Annotated in this window: 19 protein-coding genes; 10 read left to right on the forward strand and 9 right to left on the reverse strand. The window is 64.2% G+C overall.

Features of this window, described 5'->3' with window-relative positions:
* Positions 1-9 precede the first annotated feature (9 nt).
* The 3 genes from AT302_RS14250 to AT302_RS14260 all read right to left on the reverse strand — a co-directional run bounded on the left by AT302_RS14250 (position 10) and on the right by AT302_RS14260 (position 6,237).
* Entirely contained in the window at positions 10-1,539 is a 1,530-nt protein-coding gene (locus AT302_RS14250) for a cell division protein ZipA C-terminal FtsZ-binding domain-containing protein (RefSeq protein ID WP_058378986.1), read from the reverse strand.
* Between the two features lie 39 nt (positions 1,540-1,578).
* Positions 1,579-5,094, reverse strand: coding sequence for a chromosome segregation protein SMC (gene smc, locus AT302_RS14255; RefSeq protein ID WP_058378987.1), 3,516 nt, complete (start codon positions 5,092-5,094; stop codon positions 1,579-1,581).
* Positions 5,095-5,250: 156 nt separating this feature from the next.
* The gene (locus AT302_RS14260) at positions 5,251-6,237 is read right to left on the reverse strand and encodes a DMT family transporter (RefSeq protein ID WP_157125789.1); all 987 of its coding nucleotides are present in this window, start codon (positions 6,235-6,237) and stop codon (positions 5,251-5,253) included.
* Between the two features lie 313 nt (positions 6,238-6,550).
* Here AT302_RS14260 and dapC point away from each other — a divergent pair, with 313 nt between their 5' ends.
* From dapC to AT302_RS14295, 7 genes are all read left to right on the forward strand, one after another.
* Complete coding sequence (gene dapC, locus AT302_RS14265) at positions 6,551-7,765, forward strand: succinyldiaminopimelate transaminase (protein ID WP_058378988.1); 1,215 nt, start codon at positions 6,551-6,553, stop codon at positions 7,763-7,765.
* Positions 7,766-7,790: 25 nt separating this feature from the next.
* Positions 7,791-8,618, forward strand: a complete 828-nt coding sequence (gene dapD / locus AT302_RS14270; RefSeq protein ID WP_058378989.1) for a 2,3,4,5-tetrahydropyridine-2,6-dicarboxylate N-succinyltransferase — start codon at positions 7,791-7,793, stop codon at positions 8,616-8,618.
* Between the two features lie 46 nt (positions 8,619-8,664).
* Positions 8,665-9,012, forward strand: a complete 348-nt coding sequence (locus AT302_RS14275) for an ArsC family reductase (RefSeq protein ID WP_058378990.1) — start codon at positions 8,665-8,667, stop codon at positions 9,010-9,012.
* Between the two features lie 4 nt (positions 9,013-9,016).
* Positions 9,017-10,168 carry a succinyl-diaminopimelate desuccinylase gene (gene dapE / locus AT302_RS14280; protein ID WP_058378991.1) on the forward strand — a complete coding sequence of 384 codons (1,152 nt, stop codon included), beginning with the start codon at positions 9,017-9,019 and terminating at the stop codon, positions 10,166-10,168.
* Between the two features lie 7 nt (positions 10,169-10,175).
* Positions 10,176-11,087: a 50S ribosomal protein L3 N(5)-glutamine methyltransferase gene (prmB, locus tag AT302_RS14285; protein WP_058378992.1), complete on the forward strand. Its 912-nt coding sequence runs from the start codon at positions 10,176-10,178 to the stop codon at positions 11,085-11,087.
* Between the two features lie 168 nt (positions 11,088-11,255).
* Entirely contained in the window at positions 11,256-12,683 is a 1,428-nt protein-coding gene (cls, locus tag AT302_RS14290) for a cardiolipin synthase (protein WP_058378993.1), read from the forward strand.
* A gap of 187 nt (positions 12,684-12,870) precedes the next feature.
* Positions 12,871-14,793, forward strand: a complete 1,923-nt coding sequence (locus tag AT302_RS14295; RefSeq protein ID WP_058380336.1) for an ATP-binding cassette domain-containing protein — start codon at positions 12,871-12,873, stop codon at positions 14,791-14,793.
* A 130-nt stretch (positions 14,794-14,923) separates the two neighbouring features.
* Here the strand turns inward: AT302_RS14295 and radA are convergent, their stop codons facing one another.
* On the reverse strand, positions 14,924-16,300 hold the full coding sequence (radA, locus tag AT302_RS14300) for a DNA repair protein RadA (protein ID WP_058380337.1): 1,377 nt from the start codon (positions 16,298-16,300) through the stop codon (positions 14,924-14,926).
* A gap of 8 nt (positions 16,301-16,308) precedes the next feature.
* On the reverse strand, positions 16,309-17,379 hold the full coding sequence (gene alr / locus AT302_RS14305; RefSeq protein WP_058380338.1) for an alanine racemase: 1,071 nt from the start codon (positions 17,377-17,379) through the stop codon (positions 16,309-16,311).
* 492 nt (positions 17,380-17,871) lie between these two features.
* Here alr and lplT point away from each other — a divergent pair, with 492 nt between their 5' ends.
* Together lplT and thiD are read left to right on the forward strand one after the other, a co-directional pair.
* A complete protein-coding gene (gene lplT / locus AT302_RS14310; protein ID WP_058378994.1) occupies positions 17,872-19,164 on the forward strand; it encodes a lysophospholipid transporter LplT in 1,293 nt (430 codons plus the stop codon).
* 1 nt (position 19,165) lies between these two features.
* Entirely contained in the window at positions 19,166-20,011 is an 846-nt protein-coding gene (gene thiD, locus AT302_RS14315; protein WP_058378995.1) for a bifunctional hydroxymethylpyrimidine kinase/phosphomethylpyrimidine kinase, read from the forward strand.
* Between the two features lie 35 nt (positions 20,012-20,046).
* On the opposite strand, the gene AT302_RS14320 is transcribed toward thiD, so the two are convergent.
* The 4 genes from AT302_RS14320 to tsaB are packed head-to-tail and all read right to left on the reverse strand — an operon-like array spanning position 20,047 to position 23,474.
* Positions 20,047-21,180, reverse strand: a complete 1,134-nt coding sequence (locus AT302_RS14320; protein ID WP_058378996.1) for a DUF1853 family protein — start codon at positions 21,178-21,180, stop codon at positions 20,047-20,049.
* Entirely contained in the window at positions 21,141-22,196 is a 1,056-nt protein-coding gene (locus AT302_RS14325) for a uracil-DNA glycosylase (protein WP_407668850.1), read from the reverse strand. The genes AT302_RS14320 and AT302_RS14325 overlap by 40 nt, the downstream gene beginning before the upstream one ends.
* 37 nt (positions 22,197-22,233) lie before the next feature.
* The gene (gene rimI, locus AT302_RS14330; protein WP_058378998.1) at positions 22,234-22,713 is read right to left on the reverse strand and encodes a ribosomal protein S18-alanine N-acetyltransferase; all 480 of its coding nucleotides are present in this window, start codon (positions 22,711-22,713) and stop codon (positions 22,234-22,236) included.
* Entirely contained in the window at positions 22,713-23,474 is a 762-nt protein-coding gene (gene tsaB / locus AT302_RS14335) for a tRNA (adenosine(37)-N6)-threonylcarbamoyltransferase complex dimerization subunit type 1 TsaB (RefSeq protein ID WP_058378999.1), read from the reverse strand. The genes rimI and tsaB overlap by 1 nt, the downstream gene beginning before the upstream one ends.
* Positions 23,475-23,910: 436 nt before the next feature.
* Between tsaB and AT302_RS14340 the strand changes: the two genes are divergently transcribed.
* Entirely contained in the window at positions 23,911-25,719 is a 1,809-nt protein-coding gene (locus tag AT302_RS14340; protein ID WP_064675087.1) for a DEAD/DEAH box helicase, read from the forward strand.
* Positions 25,720-25,809: the final 90 nt, after the last annotated feature.

Raw genomic sequence — 25,809 nt, forward strand, 5'->3', positions numbered from 1 at the left:
CCGAATCGTTTACTGGCTGAACAAGCGGCGCGTGACCGGTGAGCCCGCAGGCAAACCCCGGGCTTCCAGCCGCTCATAAAGCTTGAGCAACTGTTTGTCGACGTTTTGCAGTGCGGCATCCGAGAGCGGCCGGCGCTGATCGTCCACCACCCGCCCGCCGATACGCTGTCCGATGGAGCGCGCGTAGTCGCACATCAGGCGGAACGGCAGCAGGTCTTCGTCGGCCACCGGCACGTCGAGCAGCATCGTGATCAGATCGCCGCCCTTGTACGTCAGGTCGTCGCGCAGGAAGTTGGTGTCGCCGAATTGCAGCATGAACACCGGATTCTGGCGTGTGTCGAGCTTCACGAAACGCATGCCGTCGCGGGACAGCAGCAAACCGTCTTGCGTGGCGACTGCCTGAACATAGTTGGCCGACCAAGGCGCACCGTCCGAGAGGACGTTCACCGACAGTTGCGCGTCGCACTGGGCCGCAAAGCTGTCCAGTTCACGACCACGCGCGACCGTCTCCATCATGTCGGGCAGTTCGGGCAGCGCATCGACGGCATCCGCCAGCGTCTGCACGAGATTCGAAAATTCGGAGAACTCGACTTCGTTGAGCGCCCCCGCACGGTTGGCCAATTGCACGGCCATGCGCAGTTGGTGATAACGGCCACCGGTGCGAATCGGCTCCCACGGCGAGTCTTCGTCCGCGCGGCCCTCGATATTGACCGGCTTGCCGCCCGCACGGCGCATGCGCACCGTCAGCGGCATCAGGCGCTCGGCGGCAACCACGTTCGCCAGCGGCAGCTCGACGATGCAATCGATGCGCTCGTCGATCACCGGCGGCGGGCCGCTCGGTACCGCAGGACGCGTCGCGACCGCGACTTCAGCCGGTGCAGCCGGTGCAGGCGCTGCCGGAGCTTCGGCGGCGTGCGATGCGGGTGCGGCATGCGTCGCATGGGTCGTCGACGCCACAGCGTCCGGCGCCCCTGCCGCAGCGGCAACCGAGGCGGCCGAAGAGGCGTCTACGGTGTCGTCGGCTGCCAGTTCGGCATCCACGCGCGCCACCATACTTGCCGTGGCCGCCTGTTGTGCGTCTTCGGCTTGCGCCGCTTCGGCCGCGACCATTTCAGCCGATTGAGCCGTTTCGGCCGAGGCAGCGGCGCCGCCAAAGCTCGGCTCTACCGGCGCGTTGCCCTGCTGGGCGGCTGCCTCCTGCGCGGCACGCTTACGTGCGGCAGGCGGCGCATCCCAGGCGTCTTCGTTGATGGCAAAGGCGTCCTGCACCGACGTGCTGGCCGCCGTTGCCGGGCCCAGCGTCGGTTCGCGACGCTCGCCCGACTGCGGCACGCGCGGCGGCGAGAGCGTCGGTTCGATGAACGGACGCTCGTCATCGGGATCGGGGATGCCAGCAGTGGCATCGATCCCTGCGCCGTCGACCGGCATGCGACGTGGAATGCGCTGGCGGGCCTTGCTGCCCTGCCATGCGTTATAAGCCACAACCCCCAGTAGTACCACTACCCCTGCGGCAATCAAGCTCAGCTGCAGTTCATTCATGCGCGGCGTTCCTCTCTCTTCTCCATCGTGGGCATGGGGTCAGGCAATTTCGGCCAGATTGATCGCGGACTCCATGTCCACCGCCACAATCCGCGACACCCCTTGTTCCTGCATGGTGACGCCGATGAGCTGATTGGCCATTTCCATCGCGATCTTGTTGTGTGAAATAAAGACGAACTGCGTGCGGTCCGACATGCGCGCAACCATCTTGGCGTAACGCTCGGTGTTGGCGTCGTCCAGCGGCGCGTCCACCTCATCGAGCAAACAGAAAGGTGCCGGGTTGAGCTGGAACATGCCGAACACGAGCGCGATGGCTGTGAGGGCCTTCTCTCCACCAGACAGCAAGTGAATCGTAGAGTTCTTCTTGCCGGGCGGTTGTGCCATCACCTGCACGCCAGCGTCGAGAATTTCGTCGCCGGTCATGATGAGTTTGGCCTGACCGCCACCGAACAGCATCGGGAACAATTCGCCGAAATGCTTGTTCACCTCGTCGAACGTGCCTTGCAGCAGCACACGCGTTTCTTCGTCGATCTTGCGAATCGCGCCTTCGAGCGTTTCGATGGCGTCGTTCAGGTCGGCCGACTGCGCATCGAGGAAGACCTTGCGCTCGCGCGCCGTCTCCAGCTCTTCCAGCGCAGCCATGTTGACCGGGCCCAGCGAGTTGATCGCGTTGTTGATGCGCGTGACTTCGCCTTGCAGGTACGACGCCTTCATGTCCGGCGTGAGCTTGGCCGAGAGCGCCTCTTCGTCGACCTCGGCATTCGTGAGCTGCTCCACGAACTGCTCGCGGTTCAGGCGGGCGGCCTGCTCCTTCAACTGCAATTCGGTGATGCGATCGCGCAGCGGCTGCAAGCCACGTTCAGCGGCCAGCCGCTCTTCGTCGCTCTGGCGCAGCTTGTGTGTGAGTGCGTCGAGTTCGATACGGGCAGCGCCCAGAATCTCTTCCTTCTCGGCGCGCAGTTCCAGTGCGTCCTGAAGGCCGTTCTCGGCAGTCTGTTCGGTGATCTGCGCCAGTTCGGCCTGTGCTTGTTCGATCGAAACGACCAGACGGTCGGCTTGTTCAAGCGAGGTCTGAATGCTGCGGCGATGCTCGTCGATCTTGCTGACGATGCCCTTCTGACCGAAAGAGGCTTCCTGTGCCAGACGCTCCAGCTCGCGGGCGCGATTGCGGGCGTCGGAGAGTTTGCTGTCGAGCGATTCGAATTCGAGTTGTCCGTCTTCGAACGTTGCCTGCAATTCGGCCAGACGCCCGTCGTTCTGTTCGAAATTGGCTTCTGACTCGGTGCGCAGCGCTCGTTGCTCTTCGATCTGCGCCGCGATCTCACGCAGTTCTTCGTCGATCTGCGTGCTGCGCGCGTTGAAGCGCTCGTAGGCTTGCGTGAGCTTGAGCACGTCGAGTTGCAAGGCGTGCACGCGCTGCGTCGCACGCTCGGCGCGGCCGCGCACATCCGTCAGTGCCTGAGCCGCCTGACTGTAGGCCGCTTCCGTGCGCACCGCTGCCGACTTGGCTTCGTCGGAGAGCAGCACCTGCGCACGCAGTTGCTTGCCGAGATTCTCGATTTCCTGCTGACGGGCAAGCAAGCCCGCCTGCTCCGAGTCGGCCGCGTAGAGCTGAACGCCCACACGCGTGACCTGATGGCCGGCCTTGACGACGAACGATGCGCCTTCGGGCAACTGCGCGCGCAAGGACATCGCCTGCGTGAGATCGTCCGCCACGAAGGTTTGGCCGAGCCATTCCTGCAACACCGCACGCAGGCCCGGATCGTCGATACGGAGCAGCGAAAGCAGCGGGCGCAGCGACGCCGGGGCATCAAGCGGACGCGCAGCCGGTGGCGGCGAATAGAACGCCAGCTTGGCCGGCGGGGCATCGCTTGCAAACGCCTTGACCCAGTCGAGATTGCTGATCTCAAGCGCGGCCAGCCGCTCGCGCAATACCGATTCGAGCGCGCTTTCCCAGCCCGGCTCGATGTGCAATTTCTTCCACAGACGCGGCAGTTGCGCCAGCTCGTGCTTGTCGAGCCACGGCTGCACCTTGCCTTCGGTCTGCACGCTTTCTTGCAGTTGCTTGAGCGCGACGAGGCGCGCTTCCAACTGAGCGATGGTCGCGGCTTCGGACTGCACGCGTGCCTGCGCTTCGCTGCGCTCGGCTTCGAGACGCGGCAGACGCTCTTGCGCCTCGGCCAGTTCGGCCTGTGCGTCTTCGAGCATCGCCTGATGTTCGGCCAGATCGCCGCGCTGCATTTCGAGTTCGGCTTCGTCGGGCTTGTCGAGCCCGCGTGCCTCGCCCTGCAAACGCTCCTGACGCTGCTGCAACTGCTGCAACGCCTGATCGGCGTTGCGCTGATGGGCCGCTTCCAGCTTCAGGCTCTGTTCGACCTGTGCGATTTCGCTGCGCTGCTCGTTGAGCAGGCTCTGCGCATCGCGCCAACCGGTTTCGAGCGCCGGCAGCGCGTCGTTCTGATCGGCGGCCTGATCCTGCGCCGTGGCGGCGCGCTCTTCGGCAATGATGAGTTCTTCTTCGGCCAGCGCGAGCGCTTCTTCCGACTGCGAAGAACGGGCCTGCCACTGTTCGCGCTGCGAGGTCAGTGCCGCCAGTTGCGCCTGCACGCGATTGCGCGACTCGACGACATAGCGAATCTCGGCCTCGAGCCGGCTCACCTCCGAGTTGGCTTCGTACATCGCGCCTTGCGCGGCTTGTACGGCATCGGTGGCGGTGTAATGCGCGGCGCGCAGCGTTTCGAGATCGGATTCCGACCCGCGCAGGCGTGCCATCTGCGCTTCGAGATCGACCTGAGCCGATTCGATGGCGCGCTGCTGACGCTCTTGCTCGCCCTGCGCTTCGTTCTTGCGCAGCAGCCACAGCAGTTGCTGCTTTTCTTCGCCGTCGCGATGCAAGTCCTTGAAACGATTGGCGACGACCGCCTGCGATTCGAGCTTTTCGAGATTGGCACCGAGTTCGCGCAGGATGTCTTCCACACGCGTCAGGTTCTCGCGGGTGTCCTGCAAACGGTTTTCGGTCTCGCGGCGGCGTTCCTTGTACTTCGACACACCGGCGGCTTCTTCGAGAAACACGCGCAGCTCTTCGGGCTTGGCCTCGATGATGCGCGAGATCATCCCCTGCCCGATGATGGCGTAGGCGCGCGGCCCGAGGCCGGTACCGAGGAAGATGTCCTGAATGTCGCGGCGGCGTGCCGGCAGGTTGTTGATGTAGTAGCTGGAGGTGCCATCGCGCGTGAGCACGCGCTTGACGGCGATTTCCGCGTACTGGCTCCACTGCCCGGCGGCGCGCCCGGCGCTGTTGTCGAACACGAGTTCGACGCTGGCGCGGCTCGCCTGTTTGCGGGCGGTCGATCCATTGAAAATCACGTCCTGCATCGATTCACCGCGCAGCTCAGAGGCGCGCGATTCGCCGAGCACCCAGCGCACGGCATCGATGATGTTGGATTTGCCGCACCCGTTCGGGCCGACAATCCCGACCAACTGGCCGGGAACCGCGAAGTTCGTCGGGTCGACGAAGGATTTGAAGCCAGCGAGTTTGAGGGAAGTCAGACGCACGGCAGGTTCGCTTTATCGGTCATTGAATGATGGGAAAGACGCAGACGCGCTTAGCTGGTCCTGTCGGGCCTCGCGCACGCTGGCGTGCGCTGGCCGCTCATACCGTTAATGACATCGGCAACAGCACCAGTCACACCGGTATTACATGGGTACGCATCATACCATCGCATCCCCCGCCGTCGTGGATTTACAACGCTTGGATTCCGGCAAAATTCCGGACAGGATGCCGGCCGCCACGATGCACAATCCGCCAGCGATTTCGCGGGTTCCTAGCCCTTCGCTGGCCAGCCACCACGACGAGATCGCCGCCACCACGATTTCGAACAGCATGATGAGCGCCGCCTGATTGGCCGGCACGCGCGCGAGCCCGAACTGCACGATCACGTTCGAAAAGGCGATGGTGCAACCCAAGGCAACCGCGACCGCCGCCGTCGCCGGGTTCGACGTCAGCGCCGAGAGCGCCGCCCCGCCCGACGCGATCCCGCCGTCGAACGGCAGCACCAGCAGGCCGCCAACCAGACAGCCCAGATACAGGGTCCAGCTCCGCATTTCCGGCTTGACGTCGGGCAGTTCGAGGCTCACCCGGCGCAGCAACACGTTATTCAGGGCGAAAGCGGCCCCGGCGATCATCCCGGCCCACTCACCGGGGTTGTTCGGCACCGGCCAGCCCAGTTCCGGCGACCAGAGCATGAGCCCCGCCCCGCCGAGCGCCAGCGCGATCAGGCCCGCCCCGCGCAGCCCGACGCGCTCGCCAAGCAGCCAGTTCGCGAAGAGCGCCGTCCATACGGGGGTCAGATAGAAAAGCAGCAGCACGCGCATGACATGGCCATGCGTGGTGCCCCAGACGAACGCGACGTTGGTAATGCCGCCCGCGAAGGCCACCCCGGCGAGCAGCCACGACCAGCGCAGCGTGCCCAGCGAGCGTCGATAGACCAGCGAGAGCAGCAGCAACGCGATGGTGGCCGTACAGGCTTGCGCCGGCACGGCGGCGACACCCCACTGGGCGAGAACACGGTAAGGAAACCAGGCGAGACCCCACACGGAGGATCCGATGAGAATGGCCAAGGCGGGGGCCGCCCGGGCACGCAGCGTGGCGCCGGACAGGGAGTCCGGGCCTGGCGCGCCGTTGCCGGCTACGGTCATACTTGCTCCTGAAAAACCTGAGATACTCCGCAGACTTGCCCCACTGGCGCCTCGGAGTGTGCTGAATTACGCAGCGGTTCGCGCTTTGTGCGCGCCGTAACGGTATAATTTTCGCTTTACCGATCTTGCCATTCTTGGGCGCGTCCGGGAACCCCTTCGTGTGATGTGGCTTATACACGGCGCGCTACCCAACGCCGGGCGTCCCATGTCAACATCCGGTATCCCGGCACGAATCCTGCACCGGATGCGCCGTATCCTCGCGACAACGCCATAGCGCCTTGCGAGCCCTAGCCCTGAGTCTGTTTGAATTCTCGTGAACCCATTACTCGACAAGCTCCAGCCCTATCCCTTTGAACGCCTGAAAGCGCTCGTGGCCGATGTCACGCCCGCTGCCGCGTACAAGGCCATCAGCTTCGGTATCGGGGAGCCCAAGCACCCCACGCCGCAGTTCATCAAGGAAGCCCTGATCGAAGGGCTGGGCGGTCTCTCGAACTACCCGGCGACGGCCGGCGGCGAGCCGCTGCGCGCCTCCATCGCCGCATGGCTGGAGCGCCGCTACGCGCTGCCCAATGTGAACCCGGCCACCGAAGTGCTGCCGGTCACCGGCTCGCGCGAAGCGCTGTTCTCGTTCGCCCAGGCGGTGGTCGACGGCAGCAAGCCCGGTGCGCGCGTGCTGTGCCCGAATCCGTTCTATCAAATCTATGAGGGTGCGACGCTGCTCGCCGGCGCCACGCCCTATTTCGCCGACAGCGATCCGGCCCGCAACTTCGCCCCCGACTACGACGCCGTGCCGGCGGACGTGTGGCGCGACGTGCAGTTGGTCTTCCTGTGCTCGCCGGGCAACCCGACCGGCGCGGTACTCAATCTGGCCGACTGGAAGCGCTTGTTCGAACTCTCGGACGAGTACGGTTTCGTGATCGCCTCCGACGAGTGCTACTCCGAGATCTATTTCGACGAAGAACGCGCGCCGTTGGGCGGTCTGGCGGCGGCCCATCAGTTGGGTCGCGGTTTCGAGCGTCTGGTGGTGTTCTCGAGCCTGTCGAAGCGCTCGAACGTGCCGGGCATGCGCTCGGGGTTCGTGGCGGGCGATGCGGCCATTCTCAAGAAATTCCTGCTGTACCGCACCTACCACGGTTGCGCCATGAGCCCGGCCGTGCAGGCTGCGAGCATTGCCGCGTGGAACGACGAAGCGCACGTGCGCCTGAATCGCAGCAAGTACTTGAAGAAATTCCAGACCGTCACGCCGATGCTGGCCGAAGTGCTCGACGTGCGCCTGCCCGACGCCGGCTTCTATCTGTGGGCCAAGGTCGACGAAAAGACCGGCCTGTCGGACACGGAATTCACGCGTCAGTTGCTGGCGCAATACAATGTCGCCGTACTGCCCGGGTCGTATCTGGGACGCGCGGCGCACGGCACCAACCCGGCTGAGAACTACGTGCGCATCGCCCTCGTGGCCGATGTGGACGAATGCACCGAAGGCGCGCAACGCATCGTGCAGTTCTGCCAGTCGCTGAACCAATCCCGTTAATCTTTTTTAGCTTCACATTCTCGCCATGTCGCAACAACTGCAAACCATCATCGACCAAGCTTGGGAAAACCGTGCCGAGATCTCGGCCAAGTCGGCACCTGCCGACGTGCGTGAGGCGGTCGCTCACGTCATCGCTGAGCTCGACAAGGGCGCCCTGCGCGTGGCCCAGAAGCAAGACGGCCAGTGGATCGTGAACCAGTGGATCAAGAAGGCCGTGCTGCTGTCGTTCCGTCTGGAAGACAACGCCGTGATGCCGGCGGGCGGTTTCAGCCAGTTCTACGACAAGGTGCCGAGCAAGTTCGCCAACTACACGGCCGAAGACTTCGCCCGTGGCGGCTTCCGCGTGGTGCCGCCGGCGGTCGCCCGCCGTGGTTCGTTCATCGGCAAGAACGTGGTGCTGATGCCGTCGTACACCAACATCGGCGCCTACGTCGATGAAGGCACGATGGTCGACACGTGGGCCACCGTCGGTTCGTGCGCCCAGATCGGCAAGAACGTTCACCTCTCGGGTGGCGTCGGCATCGGCGGCGTGCTCGAGCCGCTGCAAGCCAACCCGGTCATCATCGAAGACAACTGCTTCGTCGGTGCGCGCTCGGAAGTGGTCGAAGGCGTGATCGTGGAAGAGAACTCGGTGATTTCGATGGGCGTGTATCTGGGTCAGTCGACCAAGATCTATGACCGCGAAACCGGCGAAGTGCATTACGGCCGCGTGCCGGCCGGCTCGGTCGTCGTGCCGGGCAACCTGCCGTCCAAGGATGGCAAGTACAGCCTGTACTGCGCCGTGATCGTGAAGAAGGTCGACGCGCAAACGCGTGCCAAGACCGCCATCAACGATCTGCTGCGCGGCGAGTAATTTTCCGTCGCCGTCAAGGCGACATCGAACTCAGGAGTTTCAGGCGATGACGGCAGTGCTGTACGGCATTCCCAACTGCGATACCGTGAAGAAGGCGCGCACGTGGCTCGACGAGCATGGCGTGGCGTATGACTTTCACGACTTCAAGAAGGCGGGCGTGTCCGACGCACTGCTGAGCACCTGGCTCGCCCAGGTGCCGCTCACCACGTTGCTCAACCGCAAGGGCACAACGTGGCGCAAGCTCACGCCGGAACAACAGGCCGCGGCCGCCGAAGCACCGGCGGCCCGCGTGCTGATGATCGAAAACCCGTCGCTCATCAAGCGCCCCGTGCTGGTGGCCGACGGCAAGGTTTCAGTGGGCTTTACGCCCGACAGTTACGCTTCACGATTCTGATTTCATGACACTCTCCCAAGGCGCCACGCTGGCGCTCACCGAGCAACTGATCGCCCGTCACTCGGTGACGCCCGAAGACCGCGACTGCCAGAGCATTCTGTCGCGCCGCCTTGAAGCGATCGGCTTCGCGTGCGAAACCATTGCATCGAACGGTGTAACGAACCTGTGGGCCGTCAAGCGCGGCACACGCGGCACCGACGGCAAGCTGCTCGTGTTCGCCGGCCATACCGACGTGGTGCCGACCGGCCCGGTCGAGCAGTGGCACTCGGACCCGTTTGCGCCGACACATCGCGACGGCATGCTCTACGGGCGCGGTGCGGCCGACATGAAGACGTCGCTCGCTGCGTTCGTGGTGGCTTCGGAAGAGTTTGTCGCCCAACACCCGGATCACGCCAACGCCATCGGCTTTCTGCTGACGAGCGACGAAGAAGGTCCGGCGACCGACGGCACCGTCAAGGTCGTTGAAGCCTTGCAAGCCCGTGGCGAGCGCATGGACTACTGCGTGGTCGGCGAGCCGACGTCGAGCCAGAAGCTCGGCGACATGGTCAAGAACGGCCGTCGCGGCTCGATGTCCGGCAAGCTCATCGTCAAGGGTGTGCAGGGTCACATTGCCTATCCGCATCTCGCCAAGAACCCGACACATCTGTTTGCGCCGGCGCTGGCCGAGTTGACCGAGACGGTATGGGACAACGGCAACGAATACTTCCCGCCCACGACGTGGCAGATCTCGAACATCCATGCAGGCACCGGCGCCACCAACGTGATCCCGGGCGAACTGATGGTGATGTTCAACTTCCGCTTCTCGACGGCGAGCACGTCCGACGGGCTGCAAAAGCGCGTGCACGAGTTGCTCGATCGTCACGGCCTGACTTACACCATCGACTGGTCGATCAGCGGCCAGCCGTTCCTCACGCCGCGTGGCGATCTGTCTGACGCCCTGGCGGGCGCAATCCACGAGGAAACGGGGCTCGACACCGAACTCTCGACCACGGGCGGCACGTCCGACGGGCGGTTCATCGCGCGCATGTGCCCGCAGGTGATCGAGTTCGGGCCGTGCAACGCCAGCATCCACAAGATCGATGAGCACATTGCCGTGGCTGACATCGAGCCACTCAAGAACATCTATCGTGGTGTGTTGACCCGTCTGATTGCCTGAATTCGCCATGAGCTCCCAACAAGCTTCACACCCCGCATCGCATCCGTTCAAGACGCTGCGCGATTTGCTGCGTTACGCCGTCTCGCGCTTCACCGAGGCCGAACTGGCCTTCGGTCACGGCACCGCCACGGCTTACGACGAAGCCGCGTATCTGCTGCTGCACACGCTGCACCTGCCGATCGACACGCTGGATCCTTTCCTGGACGCGCGTCTGCTGCCGGAAGAAATCGAACGTGTGTTGTCGGTGATCAATCGCCGCGCCGGTGAGCGGGTTCCGGCGTCGTACATCACGAACGAAGCGTGGATGCATGGCCACCGCTTCTATGTCGATGAACGCGTGATCGTTCCGCGCTCGTTCGTCGGCGAGCTGCTCGAAGACGCGCTGCAACCGTGGGTCGATCATGCCGAGTTGGTCAACGACGTGCTCGAACTGTGCACCGGCTCGGGCTGCCTCGCGATTCTGGCCGCCGAGACGTTCCCGGTAGCGCAGATCGACGCCGTCGACATTTCGCCCGACGCCCTCGACGTGGCGAAGATCAACGTGGCCGATTACGCGCTCGAAGATCGCGTGTCGCTGCATCTGGGCGATCTCTACGCGCCGCTGCCCAAGGGCAAGCGTTATGACGTCATCCTCACCAATCCGCCCTACGTCAACGAAGGGACGATGCAGGTGCTGCCGGCCGAATATCTTCACGAGCCGCGTCTTGCGCTGGCCGGTGGCGATGACGGCATGGACGTCGTTCGCCGCATCATCGCGGGCGCACGCGAGCATCTGACCGACGACGGCGTACTGGTCGTGGAAATCGGCAACGAGCGGAATTTCGTGGAAGCGGCCTTCCCCGACCTGCCGATGACTTGGCTTGCCACGAGCGCCGGTGACGACATGGTGTTCCTCGTCCAAGCCGCTGACCTGCCCTGATCGCACGCAAGCGGCGCACGCCGTGGCTTCGGCATAGCGGCTGACTTCGCTTCAGCCGCCCTCTCCACTGACGCTGCCAACGCCGCTTACTCCCTAAGTTCACGCGTCCCGGGTACACTCAGGTTCCCGGGTCCGCGCGACTCTTGGCATGGAGGATGGCAGTCGGTCATGACGCTCAACTGGCTCGATGTCGGCTTTGCCGTCGCCTGTCTTCATGTGCTCGGCGTGATAGCAGCCATTCATGCCGTGCTGACGGTGCGCACCTCGCAAGGTGCGGTGGCATGGGCGGTCTCGCTCGTGACGATGCCGTACCTCACGCTCATCCCCTATCTGTTTCTCGGCCGCTCCAAGTTTGTCGGCTATGTCGAGGCACGCCGTGCGCGTAACGAAGTCCTGCAATCGCGCATGGGGGAGACCGAGCGCAGCGGCGAGCCGCCGGTCGCCGTCGAAGCCCATCCGGAATACAGTGCACTGACGTCGATCACCGGCATGTCGTTCGTCGCCGGTAACCGCGTGCGCCTGCTGGTGAACGGCCGCGCCACGTTCGACGCGATCTTCGCCGCCATCGACCGCGCGCGCGATTACGTGATCGTGCAGTTCTTCATCGTGAAAGACGACGCACTCGGCCGGGCGCTTGCCGCGCGTCTGCTCGCGCGCGCCGCCACCGGCGTGAAGGTGTATTTCCTGTACGACCGCATCGGCAGCCACGACCTGCCCCGCAGCTATTGCGAGAAACTGCGCAAGGGCGGCGTCGAAGTGCATGAGTTCGCGGCGGCCAAACGCGGCATCGTCGTCAACCGCTTCCAGCTCAACTTCCGCAATCACCGCAAGATCGTGGTGATCGACGGCAACGAGGCGTTTATTGGCGGGCACAACGTCGGCGTGGAATACCTCGGCGAGAAACCGCCACTGGCCCCGTGGCGCGATACGCATATTTCGGTGCGCGGACCGGCGGTAGTCGGCATTCAACGGGCATTTGCCGAGGACTGGCACTGGAGCACCGGCAACGTCCCGACGCTCAACCGGCAACCGGTGGCGTCAGGCGAGGACATGCACTGTCAGGTAGTGCCGAGCGGGCCCGCCGACCGGCTGGAAACGTCGTCGCTGTTCTTCGTGACACTGATCAACGCCGCGCAGCATCGCGTGTGGCTGACCACGCCCTACTTCGTACCCGACGAGGCGGTGTTTTCAGCGCTGCGACTGGCGGTACTGCGGGGCGTGGACGTGCGCATTCTGGTCCCGGACCGGGCAGACCACCGGGTGGTGTTCGAGGCGACGACGTCATACGCATTCGAAGCGGTCCGCAGCGGCATCAAGGTGTACCGCTATCACCACGGGTTCCTCCACCAGAAGGTCGTGCTGATCGACGAAGGCGCGGCCGCCGTGGGCAGCGCCAACCTCGATAACCGGTCATTCCGGCTGAACTTCGAGCTCATGCTGCTGACGGTGGATCGCGGCTTTGCCGACGATGTCGCGTACATGCTCACGCACGACTTCGATCAGGCGACGCTGCTCGACAAGGACGAATTCCGGCAGATTCCGCGCTGGCGGCAGATCGTCATGCGCGTGGCACGCTTGTTTGCACCGATTCTGTGAGTCGGCGCAACGCGCTGGCAGGCCATCCAGACGCGTAACTCGTCGACAAATCCGGCAACAAATGCCGCGCGCTCCCCACACCCGGTAAAATAGCGGCTTTGTCGCACCTGACGCGGCGTCGTGCGCCATGTCCGCCACGCCCGTCACGCTTTCGACCCTTACTCCCGATTTCGCCTCCCCTTTCGCTGTGATCCGATTCGAACACCTCTCCCTCGCGCGCGGCACCAAGCAGCTTTTTGAAGACATTTCCGTCACGCTCAATCCGGGCGAGCGCGTCGGCCTCGTCGGGGCCAACGGGGCGGGCAAGTCGACCCTGTTCGCCTTGCTGCGCGGTCAGTTGCATGCCGACGGCGGCGACGTCTTCATCCCCGGCGCCTGGCGCATCGCCCACGTGATGCAGGAAACGCCTGCCGTCGATCGCACCGCGCTCGATTACGTGCTCGACGGCGACACGCGTCTGCGCGACATCGAAGCCCGCATTGCGCAGGCCGAAGCCGCCCACGACGGACATGCCCAAGGCGAAGCCCACACGGCCTTTGCCGACGCCGACGGCTACACCGCCCCGGCGCGCGGTGAAGCCCTGCTGCTGGGTCTGGGCTTCACGCTCGCGCAAACGGCCATGCCCGTCGCGAGCTTCTCCGGCGGCTGGCGCATGCGCCTGAATCTCGCACAGGCGCTGATGTGCCCGTCCGAATTGCTGCTACTTGACGAACCGACGAACCACCTGGACCTCGACGCCATCGTCTGGCTCGAAGACTGGCTCAAGCGTTACCCCGGCACGCTCGTCGTCATCTCGCACGATCGCGAATTCCTCGACGAAGTCTGTAACGTCACGCTGCACATCGAGAATCAGCAGATCAAACGCTACGGCGGCAACTACAGCCAGTTCGAAATCACGCGCGGGCAGCAGTTGGCCCTGCAACAGAACGCCTTCGATAAGCAGCAGAAAACGATTGCTCACCTCGAATCGTTCATCACGCGCTTCAAAGCCAAGGCCACGAAAGCCCGTCAGGCCCAGAGCCGGATGAAGGCCCTCGAAAAGATGGAACGCATCGCGCCCGCGCACGTGGCGTCGCCGTTCACGTTCGAATTCCGCTCGGCCGACAGCGCACCGAACCCAATGCTGGTGCTCGAAGGGGTTCGCTGCGGTTATCACTTGGAAGACGGCAACGAGAAAGTGATCCTGCCGCACGTGACGATGTCGGTGCAGAACGAGCAACGCATCGGCCTGCTCGGCGCCAACGGTCAGGGCAAGTCGACGCTGATCAAGACGTTGGCGGGCACACTCGATGCCCTCTCCGGCAATGTGAAGACCGGCAAGGGTTTGCAGATCGGCTACTTCGCGCAGCATCAGGTCGAGACGCTGCGTCACGACGATTCGCCAATTCAGCATTTGCAACGCCTCGCCCCCGACACCCGCGAGCAGGAACTGCGCGACTTCCTCGGCGGCTTCAACTTCCGGGGAGAGATGGCGACGTCGTCCATCGCGCCGTTCTCCGGCGGCGAGAAGGCACGCCTCGCGCTCGCGCTCATCATCTGGCAGAAACCGAACCTGCTGCTGCTCGACGAACCGACGAACCACCTGGATCTCGAAACGCGCCATGCCCTGACGATGGCACTCGCACAGTTCGACGGCACGCTGATTCTCGTCTCGCACGATCGGCATCTGTTGCGCGCCACGACCGACCAGTTCTTGCTCGTGGCCGGCGGCGAGGTCAAGCCGTTCGATGGCGATCTGGACGACTACCGCGACTGGCTGCTGCAACACGCCGCCGATCAACGGGCCGCCGCGCGCGACAGCGCCGACACCGATGACAACGGCGTGAACCGCAAGGACCAGAAGCGCGCCGAAGCACAGGAGCGTCAGCGCCTGTCGCAACTGCGCAAGCCGTTGCAGCGCAAGATCGAAAAGCTCGAACAGTCGATGGCCAAACTCTCCGACGAGAAGGCCCGGCTCGACGCCATTCTCGCCGACAGCAGCACCTACGAAGACGCGAAGAAAGCCCTGCTCACCGACAGCCTCAAGCAGCAAGTCGAAGTCACGGCGAAGCTCTCGGATATCGAAACCGAATGGCTCGAAGCACAAGAAGCGATGGAACAGATCGTCTGAGCATTCGTCGTAACGAAAAATGCAAAAAGGCCCGGTCAGCGAACACTGACCGGGCCTTTTTCATGTCGGCTTACGATGTCTGCACGCAGGGGAAAATCCCCCCATCGTCGACTCGTTGTGCATCAACACATCACAATCCTGCCACCACCGAAATCGCTTGCTCCAGACGGTCGACGGCATGCACTTCCAGTCCATCGATCGGCTGCTTCGGCGCGTTGGCCTTCGGAATGATCGCGATCGAGAAGCCGAGCTTGGCCGCTTCCTTCAGACGATCCTGCCCACGCGGACTCGGCCGGATTTCCCCCGCCAGCCCCACTTCGCCAAAGGCCACGATCCCGCGCGGCAGCGGCTTGTTGCGCAGCGACGAATGAATCGCGAGCAACACCGCCAAGTCGGCCGCCGGCTCGGTAATCTTCACACCGCCCACCGCATTCAGGAACACGTCCTGATCGAAGCACGCGATGCCTGCGTGACGGTGCATCACCGCCAGCAACATCGCCAGACGGTTCTGCTCCAGCCCCACCGCCAGACGCCTAGGATTGGGCACCTGCGCGGTATCGACCAGCGCCTGCACTTCGACCAGCAGCGGCCGCGTACCCTCCTGCGTCACCAGCACACAAGAACCCGCCACCATCTGCTCGTGCTGCGACAGGAACAACGCCGACGGATTCGCCACGCCGCGCAGTCCCTTCTCGGTCATCGCGAACACGCCGAGTTCGTTCACGGCACCAAAGCGGTTTTTGAACGCCCGCACCAGCCGATACGACGAATGGGTATCCCCTTCGAAATACAGCACCGTATCGACGATGTGCTCAAGCACACGCGGCCCCGCGAGACTGCCTTCTTTGGTCACGTGTCCGACCAGAATCACCGTCACGCCGCTCTGCTTGGCGCACCGCGTCAGTTGCGCTGCACACTCACGCACCTGCGCCACCGAACCGGGCGCCGAGCTGAGCGCTTCGGAATACACGGTCTGGATCGAGTCGATCACCACCACGTCGGGCTTCTCAGACTCGATGGCGCCGAGAATCTTCTCAAGCTGAATTTCGGCGAGCAGATCGAGATCGCCGCCACCGCCCTCGCCCGCTGCGCCCAGACCGAGACGCTGCGCGCGCAGTGCGATCTGCGCGCCCGACTCTTCACCACTGACGTAAAGCGCGCGACGCTCGCGCGACAGATGCGCCAGCGATTGCAGCAACAGCGTCGACTTGCCGATGCCGGGGTCGCCGCCGATCAGCACTACGCCACCGGCGACGAGACCACCACCGAGCACGCGGTCGAATTCACTCACGCCACTGGAGAAGCGCGGTACATCAGAGGCTTCGATCTCCGCGAGCTTGCGGATCGGCGTGCTCTTGGCGAGCGACTGATAGCGGTGGCCGGTCGACGTTTCCGGCACGGATTCGACGAGCGTATTCCAGCCGTTGCAATGCGGGCACTGGCCCGCCCACTTGGGGCTCTGGCCGCCGCATTCGGTACAGATATAGACAGTCTTGGCTTTGGCCATGCGCGCGCTCAGTGCGCGTGCACGGGCACGCGACGCGCCACGGCACACATCAACTCGTAGCCGAGCGTGCCGGCCGAGGCCGCCACTTCGTCGATAGAGAGGCCACGGCCCCAAAGCGTCACCGACGTCCCGACGCGAGCCTGCGGCACCGGTGTCAGATCGACGGCCAGCATGTCCATCGACACCCGCCCAACGATGCGCGTACGCACGCCATCCACCAACACCGGCGTGCCCGACGGGGCCACGCGCGGATAGCCGTCGGCATAGCCGCAAGCGACCGTCCCCACACGCATCGGCGCTTCAGCCGTGAAGATGCTGCCGTAGCCGACGGTGCCGCCGGCCGGGACTTCCTGAATGCCGATCAGCTCCGATTCGAGCGTCATGGCCGGTTGCAGACCGAGGTCGGCAGCAGGCACTTCGAGCCCCTTCGGCGACGAGCCGTAAAGCATGATGCCCGGGCGTACCCATGCGCCATGCGTCTCCGGATGGAAAAGCGTCGCGGCCGAGTTGGCGAGGCTGCGCTCGCCGGGGACATCGCGGGCGCCACGCTCGAAAGCGGCCACCTGATGCTCGATGCCACGCGGGCCGTCGGCGTCCGAGAAGTGCGTCATCAGCACGATCTGGCTGACCCCGGGAATGGCGCGCGCACGTTCCCACGCGGCGCGATAGCGCTCGGGCGCGAAGCCCAGGCGATTCATGCCCGAGTTCATCTTCAGTTGCACGTTGAGCGGCTTGGTGAGACGCGTGGTCTCGAGCATGCGCAGCTGATCGTCGCTATGCACGGTCGTGGTGAGACCGTATTTGTCGACGATGGCGAGATCGGACGGCGTGAAAAACCCTTCAAGCAACAGGATCGGGCCCGCCCAGCCGAGTTCGCGCACACGCACGGCCTCGTCGAGATCGAGCAGGCCGAAGCCGTCGGCGTCGCGCAGACCGGGATAGGCATTTTCAATGCCGTGCCCATACGCATTGGCCTTCACCACCGCCCAGACCTTGGCGTTGGGGGCGTGGCGACGGGCGACATCGAGATTGTGAGCAAGCGCTGCGGTATGAATCGAAACTTTGATCGGACGAGGCATGGCAGGATTGAGGACAGAAGAGAGGCGCCACCGGAACACGGCTTCAAAAACACAGCCAAAGGACTGGCTGAAGCACTGACTGAAGCAGCGGTTCAAATACACTGCATTGACATGCCCCGCGCGAATTGGTGCGATTTTGTGCGAAGGGAAATGACGCAGCGTGAACCACAGCGTTTCAGGCATGCCTGAAGGTGCCGGCGGCATAACGCATCGGCATATTTTCGTGTTATAAAGCCGTGCGCACAACTTGTTTTGCCGAAATCTTTATCCCGACAACAATATCGGTCAAAGACCGAGGGCGACCGGGCGCCCGACACGGGGGCTACAAGGCCGAATATACGGCCCATTAGCGACACATGCATGCTTGATGAGCGCAGATACCCCTGTGTTTAAGCCCGGTTTCATCCCGTTTGGGTGCCCGACGCGGGCACCGCGGATTCCGACAACCGAGACACGCAAGTTTTACGCCGCACGGGATCGACTCAAGTACCGATGAAGAAAGGCTTTTACACCATCATGGCCGCGCAGTTTTTTTCGTCGCTGGCCGACAATGCATTGCTTATTGCAGCAATCGCACTTCTGAAAGATCTGCATTCTCCGCAGTGGATGACTCCGCTGCTCAAACTCTTCTTCGTTCTCTCGTACGTCATTCTGGCTGCCTACGTCGGCGCCTTTGCGGATTCCATGCCCAAAGGCCGCGTCATGTTCATCAGCAATTCGATCAAAGTGGTCGGCTGCATGATGATGCTGTTCGGCTCACATCCATTGATCGCGTACGGGGTTGTCGGCTTCGGTGCAGCGGCGTACTCGCCCGCGAAGTACGGCATTCTCACCGAGCTGTTACCGGCGGAACGACTGGTCGCGGCCAACGGGTGGATCGAGGGGCTCACTGTCAGTTCGATCATTCTCGGCACGGTATTGGGCGGCGCGTTGATCAGCCCCCATGTCTCCGACTGGATTCTGCTGCGCACGCCTGAAGTCATCAGTTCGCCGGCCATGGCCGCGATGGTGATCATCATGGGCATCTACGTGATCGCGGCCTTGTTCAACTTGCGCATTCCCGACACCGGCGCCCGCTACGCGCGTCAGGAACGTAACCCCATCAAGCTGGTTTCCGATTTCGCCGACTGCTTCGTCACGCTGTGGCGCGACAAGCTGGGTCAGATCTCGCTGGCGGTCACCACGCTCTTCTGGGGTGCCGGCGCGACGCTGCAATTCATCGTGCTGCGCTGGGCGGAAAAGGCCCTCGGCATGACGCTGTCGGAAGGTGCAATTCTGCAAGCCGTGTCGGCTGTGGGCGTGGCCATCGGCGCCATCGTCGCAGCCTCGCGCATCCCGCTCAAGCGCTCGCTCTCCGTCCTGCCCGTCGGCATCGCCATGGGCGTTGCCGTGATGGCCATGGCCTTCTTCTCGAAGGATCTGCTGCCCTTCGGCCAGCACTGGAAGGTGCCGCTGTACCTGATCATTGCCTACATTTTCCTGATCATCGTGGGCGCACTCGCCGGCTTCTTTGTCGTGCCGATGAACGCCCTGCTGCAACACCGCGGCCACGTGCTGCTGTCTGCCGGTCACTCGATCGCCGTGCAGAATTTCAATGAGAACCTGTCGGTGCTGATCATGCTGTGCCTGTACGCGCTGCTGATCTGGTTCAACGTGCCGGTCGGGATCGTCATTGTTCTCTTCGGTTTGTTCGTGTCGGGCACGATGTGGCTCGTCATGAGGCGCCATCAGGCCAATCAGCGCGAATTCGATTCGCTCTCGCTCATTGGCGAAGTCAAGCATTGATATGAATTCGCAATCGTCGTCCGCTTCGCAACCCTCCACAGGCATCCCCATTGCGCTGACCATCGCCGGCTCGGATTCGAGCGGCGGTGCCGGCATTCAGGCCGATCTCAAGGCGTTCTCGGCGCTTGGCGCGTACGGGGCGAGCGTGATTACCGCCCTGACCGCGCAGAACACACGCGGCGTGACCGACATTCACACGCCGCCTGCGAGTTTCGTCACGGCACAGATGGATGCCGTGTTTCAGGACCTCGATGTGGATGCCGTCAAGCTCGGCATGCTGGCCAACGCCGATGTGGTGCGGGCGGTTGCCGCCGGTCTGCGTCGATATCGGCCGCGCTTCGTGATTCTCGACACGGTCATGATCTCGAAGAGCGGTCATGCACTGCTGCAACCGGATGCGGTCGCCGCGTTGCGCGACGAACTGCTGCCGCTGGCCGACCTGATTACGCCGAACCTGCCAGAAGCCGCCGCGTTGCTGGGCGTTGCCCCGGCCACCAACGAAGGCGAGATGGAACAGCAGGCGCAGGCGTTGCGCGCGCTGGGTGCCCGCAACGTGCTGGTCAAGGGCGGCCATCTGGGCGGCGATCTGAGCCCGGACTGGCTCGTGAGTGCCGAGGGCGTGGAACGCTTCAATGCACCGCGCATCGCCGCGCACAACACGCACGGCACCGGCTGCACGTTGTCGGCCGCGCTGGCGGCATTACGCCCGCGCCGCAACGACTGGTCGAGCACCGTGCGTGACGCGAAGGCCTACCTCAACGGCGCGCTCGCCGCCAGCGACGAGCTTCGCATCGGCCATGGCATCGGCCCCGTGCATCACTTCCACGCAATCTGGCCGAAGGCATAAGCCTTACCCGGCCCGGCCCCATCGGCTTAACCGGTCTAAAGCGACGGCGCGCCGTCGTCGGCACTTGCTGCCAACGCCCGGCGGGCTGCCGCATCGGCCCGCTCCGCCAACTCTTCGATACGATGCCGCGCACGCGGCGCCCAGTAGTCGGGCACGATAAAACCACGCTCGCGCTCGATCCAGTCGCTCTGTGCCGGTGCGGTACCCGCGACAGGCGCCGCCCGTGTCAGCGACACGATCAACAACGGCTCGGCCACCCCTCGCTCACGCCAGTGCGTCTCGATACGCTCGCGCATGGCTTCGAGCGAGAACACCGCATGTTCGGCCACGCGCGCAGGCGCCAGCCAACGCACCCGCGGCAGAATGGCCCACGCCTCGTCTGCCTGCGCGTCACCGGCTGACACCGCCTGCTGGGCGTGCACCCACCACTCATCAAGCGTCGCCCACCAGCCCCGTCCATGTGTCTCGGCGGCCACCTGCGGCAACACGGAAGGCTGAGTGAGCGGATGGAACAACCACCCCTTGAGATAGACCTGCGGCAACCACGGGCCCGCGGCAGGCAATGCGCTGCGCACGGCGTCGAATGTCGTCAACCGCAATTGATGACCGAGCAGCCGCGCCACCTTGTCGGCGAGACTGTCGGCGAGATTCGGACCCAGCCAGTGGAATTGGAGCGAGCGTTCGTCCAGCGGCGGCACCTGAGCGACCGGCCCCGCCGGGGGCACGAACAGATAGAGTTTGACGGCCAGTTCCCAGTGCAACAACCGCCGGTCGGCGCGTCGCTCCAGCAGAAAGTCGCACTCGCCCAGTGTCATGTTGCCGCGCCGGACATCGCGGACTTGCAGCCCAGCCGCCAGCAGTTCAAGGCTTGGGCTGTGCATCAGCGCGAAATGCAGCAACTGCTCGGCATAGCGTCCGAGACGATTACTCTCGCCCTGCTGCACGATGAACTCGCGCAGCGGCTCGGCGTCGGCATCGCAGGCGAGCAACCAGTCGTGCAATGCCGCCGTGGCGCCCTGCCCGTCATCGAGATGCGCCAGCGCCGCCGGAAATCGTGCGGCACTGAGCAGATCGTCGGACAACAGAAGCCACGCGAGGTCCCTTACCGGCGGCTCGCGCAGCGTTGCGATCAGTTCGCGATAGGCTTGTTGGCCGGAGTCGATTCGCACACCGCCTCGTAGGTGGCCCGCGCCAGGCACCAATCCGTCCAGGCTTTGGCCTTGTCGGGCAGACTGCGTAACAGATATGCCGGATGGTACGTCACGATCACCGGCACGCCTTCATACTCGTGCACACGTCCACGCAGGCTCGCAATGCTCGCCTGCGTGCGCAAGATGCTCTGTGCGGCAAAGCGCCCCATCACCACGATCACACGCGGCTTGAGCAGCGCCACCTGACGCTTGAGATACGGCTCGCAGCTCGCCACCTCGTCCGCCTCGGGATCGCGGTTGCCGGGCGGGCGGCACTTGAGCACGTTGGCGATATACACGTTCTCGCCCCGCTTGAGCGCCGATGCCCGCAGCATGTTGTCGAGCAACTTGCCCGCTTGCCCCACGAACGGCTCGCCCTGCAAATCTTCCTGCTGCCCCGGCGCTTCGCCAACGAGCAACCAGTCAGCCTCGCGGTCGCCGACGCCGAAGACGGTTTGCGTACGCTTCTCGCACAATCCGCACAACTGGCAGTTGGCCACACGCTCGGTCAGCGCTTCCCAATCCAGTGTTTCTACGGCCGGCAATGCCGGACGCTTCTCAGCTTCTGCGGCACCACCATCGCGCACGATCGACCACAGCGCGGCATCGGCCGCCGCATCGCCGTCGCCATTGCCTTCGCTGTCGAGCCACATCGGGACATCGTCGGGCGGCATATCGCTCGCCCTGCCAGCATTGCCCGCAGGGTTAGACGCCACCGGACGCGGGTTGGCGGCACGCGCTGCCGGTGCGACAGGCGGCTCCCGATATGCCGGGACGGGTATCGCCCGCTCAGACGGCGAATCCGATGGGGCAGCATCGAATGCGTTAGCTCGGGCCACTGGGCGCGCCACCACGGGCGGCGTGACGTCCCAAGGCGGCAGCTCGTCAGCGTCAAGCGCTGCGCTGGCCACGGCAACGTCCAGCGTCGCAACGTCCCCTTCCTGCGCGGCATTCGCCGCATCGGCGGCAGCCGCAGCCACCGCTTCGTGCGACATCCATACTGGCCAAAGGCCGAACTCTTCCAGAATTGCTTTAGGCCACGGCACGATCGGTCTCCCACGACAGGCGCATCACGATGGCGTCTTCGCGACGCCCGCTGGCCGGATAGTATCCTTTGCGCCGGCCGATCTGTTCGAAGCCAAAACGCTCGTAAATGCGCAACGCACGCATGTTGGACGGCCGCACTTCCAGTAGCACGCCGCCCATGCCTTGCTCTCGGGAAGTGCGCACGATCTCTTCGAGTAGCGCCACCCCCAGACCGTTGCCCTGCATCTCAGGCACCACGCAGACGTTGAGCAGATGCGACTCGTCGACCACCGGCATCAATAGAAAATAGCCGAGCAGCGAGCCGTCCACTGCACGCAGACACACGCCCTGATGACCGGCATCGAGCGAATCGGCGAAGTTCTGGCGCGTCCACGGAAACGGATAGGCGCGCACTTCCACGGCGATGACTTCGTCGAGGTCGGCCAGGGTCATCGGCGAGTAATGGTTCGGGCCAGTCTGACGCATCAGGACGCCCCCTTGCCGTCAGCCTGGGCTGCCGCCTGCTTGATGGCTTCGCGTTCGGCCGTCGTCTGCGCGACCTTGTTCCGGATATAGACAGGCATCGCCTGATCGGCAGGGATCGCCTCGCCCCGTGCGAACGCACGCGCTGCGAGCGTCGCCACATAGCGCGCACGCGGCATGGCGTCGGCCAGCACGCCCTGCGCCTGCTGGGCGGCAATCAGGCGATCGCCGAACGCGACGGCGGCATTCCCGGCGACCACGAACGGCGCGTCAGGGGCTCGCACCAACTCTGCCGCATCGAGTGAAGGCGCCTGCGCTTCACGCCAGTCGCCGGCAGCGGCATCCCATACGTAATCGGCCCAGTAGGCCTCGTTCATACGGGCATCGAGCGCGACGAGCACACGCTCCGTGTCGACGTGCGTCGCACGGGCCGCTTCGGCGCAGGCCAGCAGCGTGCCGACCGGCACGACCGGCAAACCGGCACCGAAGGCCAGCCCTTGCGCGACACCGCACGCCGTGCGCAGGCCGGTGAACGACCCCGGCCCGGCGCCAAAGGCAATGGCATCGCAGTCGGCGAGCGCAAGACCAGCCTCGCGGAGCACGTCGCGCGCGGCCGGCAGAATATGGGTACTGGAGACGGGACCGGTGTCGAGGTGACGCTCGACGACGAGCGCCGGTGCGTCGCTGGCGGGATCATGACGATACACGGCAACCGAACAGAACTCGGTCGACGTATCGAGGGCAAGAAGCGTAATCGAAGACATGGCGCTATTGTAATCGGGCACGCCGCGAGCAACCTAGCGGATCGACGCAGGAACACGAGAGATCACGGGCATCCGTCGGCGAGTTGCGGGTGGCGGGATCGGCGTCAGCAGCGGGCTTTTTCACCCCGTGTAAATGCCGACGTGCATTTCCAAAAAAAATCAGGTATAATTCGCGCTTCGCTTTTCGGGGCACCATGTTGTACCCCATCAGGCGACGAAAACTGCGTTTTGCCCCAATCCTGTGATAAGCCTTTGTAGTAGTTCTTGCCGGTACTGGCGTTCCTAACCGAACGACCCGCCACCGTCCCCTGGCTTACGATACGGATTTCGATCCGCTTTCTGCCCCATCCGCGATTTGCTTCCTGCTTGCGACGAATTGGGTTTGCCGATTGGCGCCAACGCCCCAACGTAACCCTATCAATCCGCAAGAGGATTCATGGAACAGACATCCAAGATGTCTGCGCTCGCGCAGACCTATTTCCCTTCGTCCGAAGAAAACGCAATCGACGCCGCTGCTCCGCAAGTTGCAGCAGTTGCCGCCGTTGCTGAAGGCCCCACGTTCGCCGAACTCGGCCTGAACGAAGCCATTCTTTCGGCACTCAACACCGCCGGTTACACCAGCCCGACCCCCGTGCAGCAGCGTGCGATTCCCGCCGCGCTCGCCGGTCGCGACCTGCTGGTCTCGAGCCCGACGGGCTCGGGCAAGACCGCCGCTTTCATGTTGCCCGCGATTCACCGCTTTGCCGAAATGCAAGCCAGCGGCGACCTCGGCAACCGTGCCCCGGCCGCTCACCCGCGCAACCAACCGGCTGCCCCGGGCGAAAAGCCGCGCAAGGGCCAACGCATTCGTCGCGTCGCCGCGCAACCGCTGCTGCTCGTGCTCACGCCCACGCGTGAGCTGGCTCAGCAGGTGTCGACGGCCGCCGACACGTACGGCAAGCAACTGCGCCGTCTGCGCACCGTCAGCATTCTGGGCGGCATGCCCTACCCGCGTCAGTTGGAAATGCTGGCCAAGCAGCCCGAAATCATCGTGGCAACGCCGGGCCGTCTGCTCGACCACATCTCCAGCGGCAAGATCGATCTGTCGCAACTGATGATGCTCGTGCTCGACGAAGCCGACCGCATGCTGGACATGGGCTTCATCGACGACATTCAAACGATTGTCGACGCGACGCCGGCGACCCGCCAGACGCTGCTGTTCTCGGCAACGATCGACGGCCGCCTGAGCGAAATCACGCGTCGTCTGCTGCGCGATCCGGAAACCATCGAGATCACCCGCAGCAACGACCAGCGCACGAACGAAAACATCGAACAGATGCTGCACTATGTGGACGACCGCTCGCACAAGGATCGCCTGCTGACGCACCTGCTCGGTAACGACTCGCTCGACCAGGCCATCGTGTTCACGTCGACCAAGCGCGACGCCGACCTGCTGGCCGATCAACTCGAACAAGCCGGTTTTGACAGCGCCGCACTGCACGGCGACATGCCGCAAGGTGTGCGTAACCGCACGCTGCGCGCCCTGCGCGAGCGCAAGGTGCGCGTGCTGGTGGCGACCGACGTCGCTGCCCGCGGCATCGACGTGCCGGGCATCACGCACGTGTTCAACTACGATCTGCCGAAGTTCGCCGAAGACTACGTTCACCGCATTGGCCGTACGGGCCGTGCCGGTCGCCGCGGCGTCGCCGTGAGCCTCGCCGCACACGCCGAAGTCGGTGCCGTGCGTCGTATCGAACGCTACACGCGTCAACCCCTGCCGGTAAACGTTGTGGTCGGCTTCGAGCCGCGCCGCTCGGCCCCCAAGGCGGGTGCAGGCACCGGCGGCAAGCGTCCGGGCCAAGGCCGTGGCGGTCCGCGTCAGGGTGCAGGTGCGGGTGCAGGCCGTTGGAGCAATAACGGCCCGCGTCAAGGCGGCAACGGTGGCGGCGGTTATCAAGGCGGCCAACGCTTTGGTGGCGCAGGCAAGCCGGCTGGCGGCACTTTCGAGCGTCGTGAAAGCACCGGCTACCAAGGTGGCTACGCCGGCGGCGAAGGTGGCAATGGCGGCAACGCCGGCAACACCAGCGGCTTCTCGAACGGCAGCGGTACCGACCGTTTCGAGCGTCGCGCATCGCGTCCGTTCGAAGGCAACCGTCAAGGTCAGGACCGTGGCACCGGCGGTGGTTATCGTCAGGATCGCGGCGGCTACGGCGGCGGCAATCGTAACGGCGGCACCGGCGGCGGCTTCAAGCGTCGCGGCGACTAAGTCCGTGCAGCGCCGGTCACTTCGACTGGCGCTACCGGCGACATCGTCAGATTCGCCCGCAAAGCATTGAACGACACCCCGGCAGGTTGG

It is taken from the genome of Pandoraea norimbergensis, assembly GCF_001465545.3.
GTDB classification, from domain to species: Bacteria; Pseudomonadota; Gammaproteobacteria; order Burkholderiales; family Burkholderiaceae; genus Pandoraea; species Pandoraea norimbergensis.

Excerpts from the sequence above, each read along its gene's own strand:
- AT302_RS14250 (WP_058378986.1), bottom strand. The coding sequence starts at position 1,539 with ATGAATGAACTGCAGCTGAGCTTGATTGCCGCAGGGGTAGTGGTACTA.
- AT302_RS14260 (WP_157125789.1), bottom strand. The coding sequence starts at position 6,237 with ATGACCGTAGCCGGCAACGGCGCGCCAGGCCCGGACTCCCTGTCCGGC.
- dapD (WP_058378989.1), top strand. The coding sequence starts at position 7,791 with ATGTCGCAACAACTGCAAACCATCATCGACCAAGCTTGGGAAAACCGT.
- AT302_RS14275 (WP_058378990.1), top strand. The coding sequence starts at position 8,665 with ATGACGGCAGTGCTGTACGGCATTCCCAACTGCGATACCGTGAAGAAG.
- dapE (WP_058378991.1), top strand. The coding sequence starts at position 9,017 with ATGACACTCTCCCAAGGCGCCACGCTGGCGCTCACCGAGCAACTGATC.
- prmB (WP_058378992.1), top strand. The coding sequence starts at position 10,176 with ATGAGCTCCCAACAAGCTTCACACCCCGCATCGCATCCGTTCAAGACG.
- cls (WP_058378993.1), top strand. The coding sequence starts at position 11,256 with ATGACGCTCAACTGGCTCGATGTCGGCTTTGCCGTCGCCTGTCTTCAT.
- radA (WP_058380337.1), bottom strand. The coding sequence starts at position 16,300 with ATGGCCAAAGCCAAGACTGTCTATATCTGTACCGAATGCGGCGGCCAG.
- alr (WP_058380338.1), bottom strand. The coding sequence starts at position 17,379 with ATGCCTCGTCCGATCAAAGTTTCGATTCATACCGCAGCGCTTGCTCAC.
- lplT (WP_058378994.1), top strand. The coding sequence starts at position 17,872 with ATGAAGAAAGGCTTTTACACCATCATGGCCGCGCAGTTTTTTTCGTCG.
- thiD (WP_058378995.1), top strand. The coding sequence starts at position 19,166 with ATGAATTCGCAATCGTCGTCCGCTTCGCAACCCTCCACAGGCATCCCC.
- AT302_RS14325 (WP_407668850.1), bottom strand. The coding sequence starts at position 22,196 with ATGTCGCACGAAGCGGTGGCTGCGGCTGCCGCCGATGCGGCGAATGCC.
- rimI (WP_058378998.1), bottom strand. The coding sequence starts at position 22,713 with ATGCGTCAGACTGGCCCGAACCATTACTCGCCGATGACCCTGGCCGAC.
- tsaB (WP_058378999.1), bottom strand. The coding sequence starts at position 23,474 with ATGTCTTCGATTACGCTTCTTGCCCTCGATACGTCGACCGAGTTCTGT.
- AT302_RS14340 (WP_064675087.1), top strand. The coding sequence starts at position 23,911 with ATGGAACAGACATCCAAGATGTCTGCGCTCGCGCAGACCTATTTCCCT.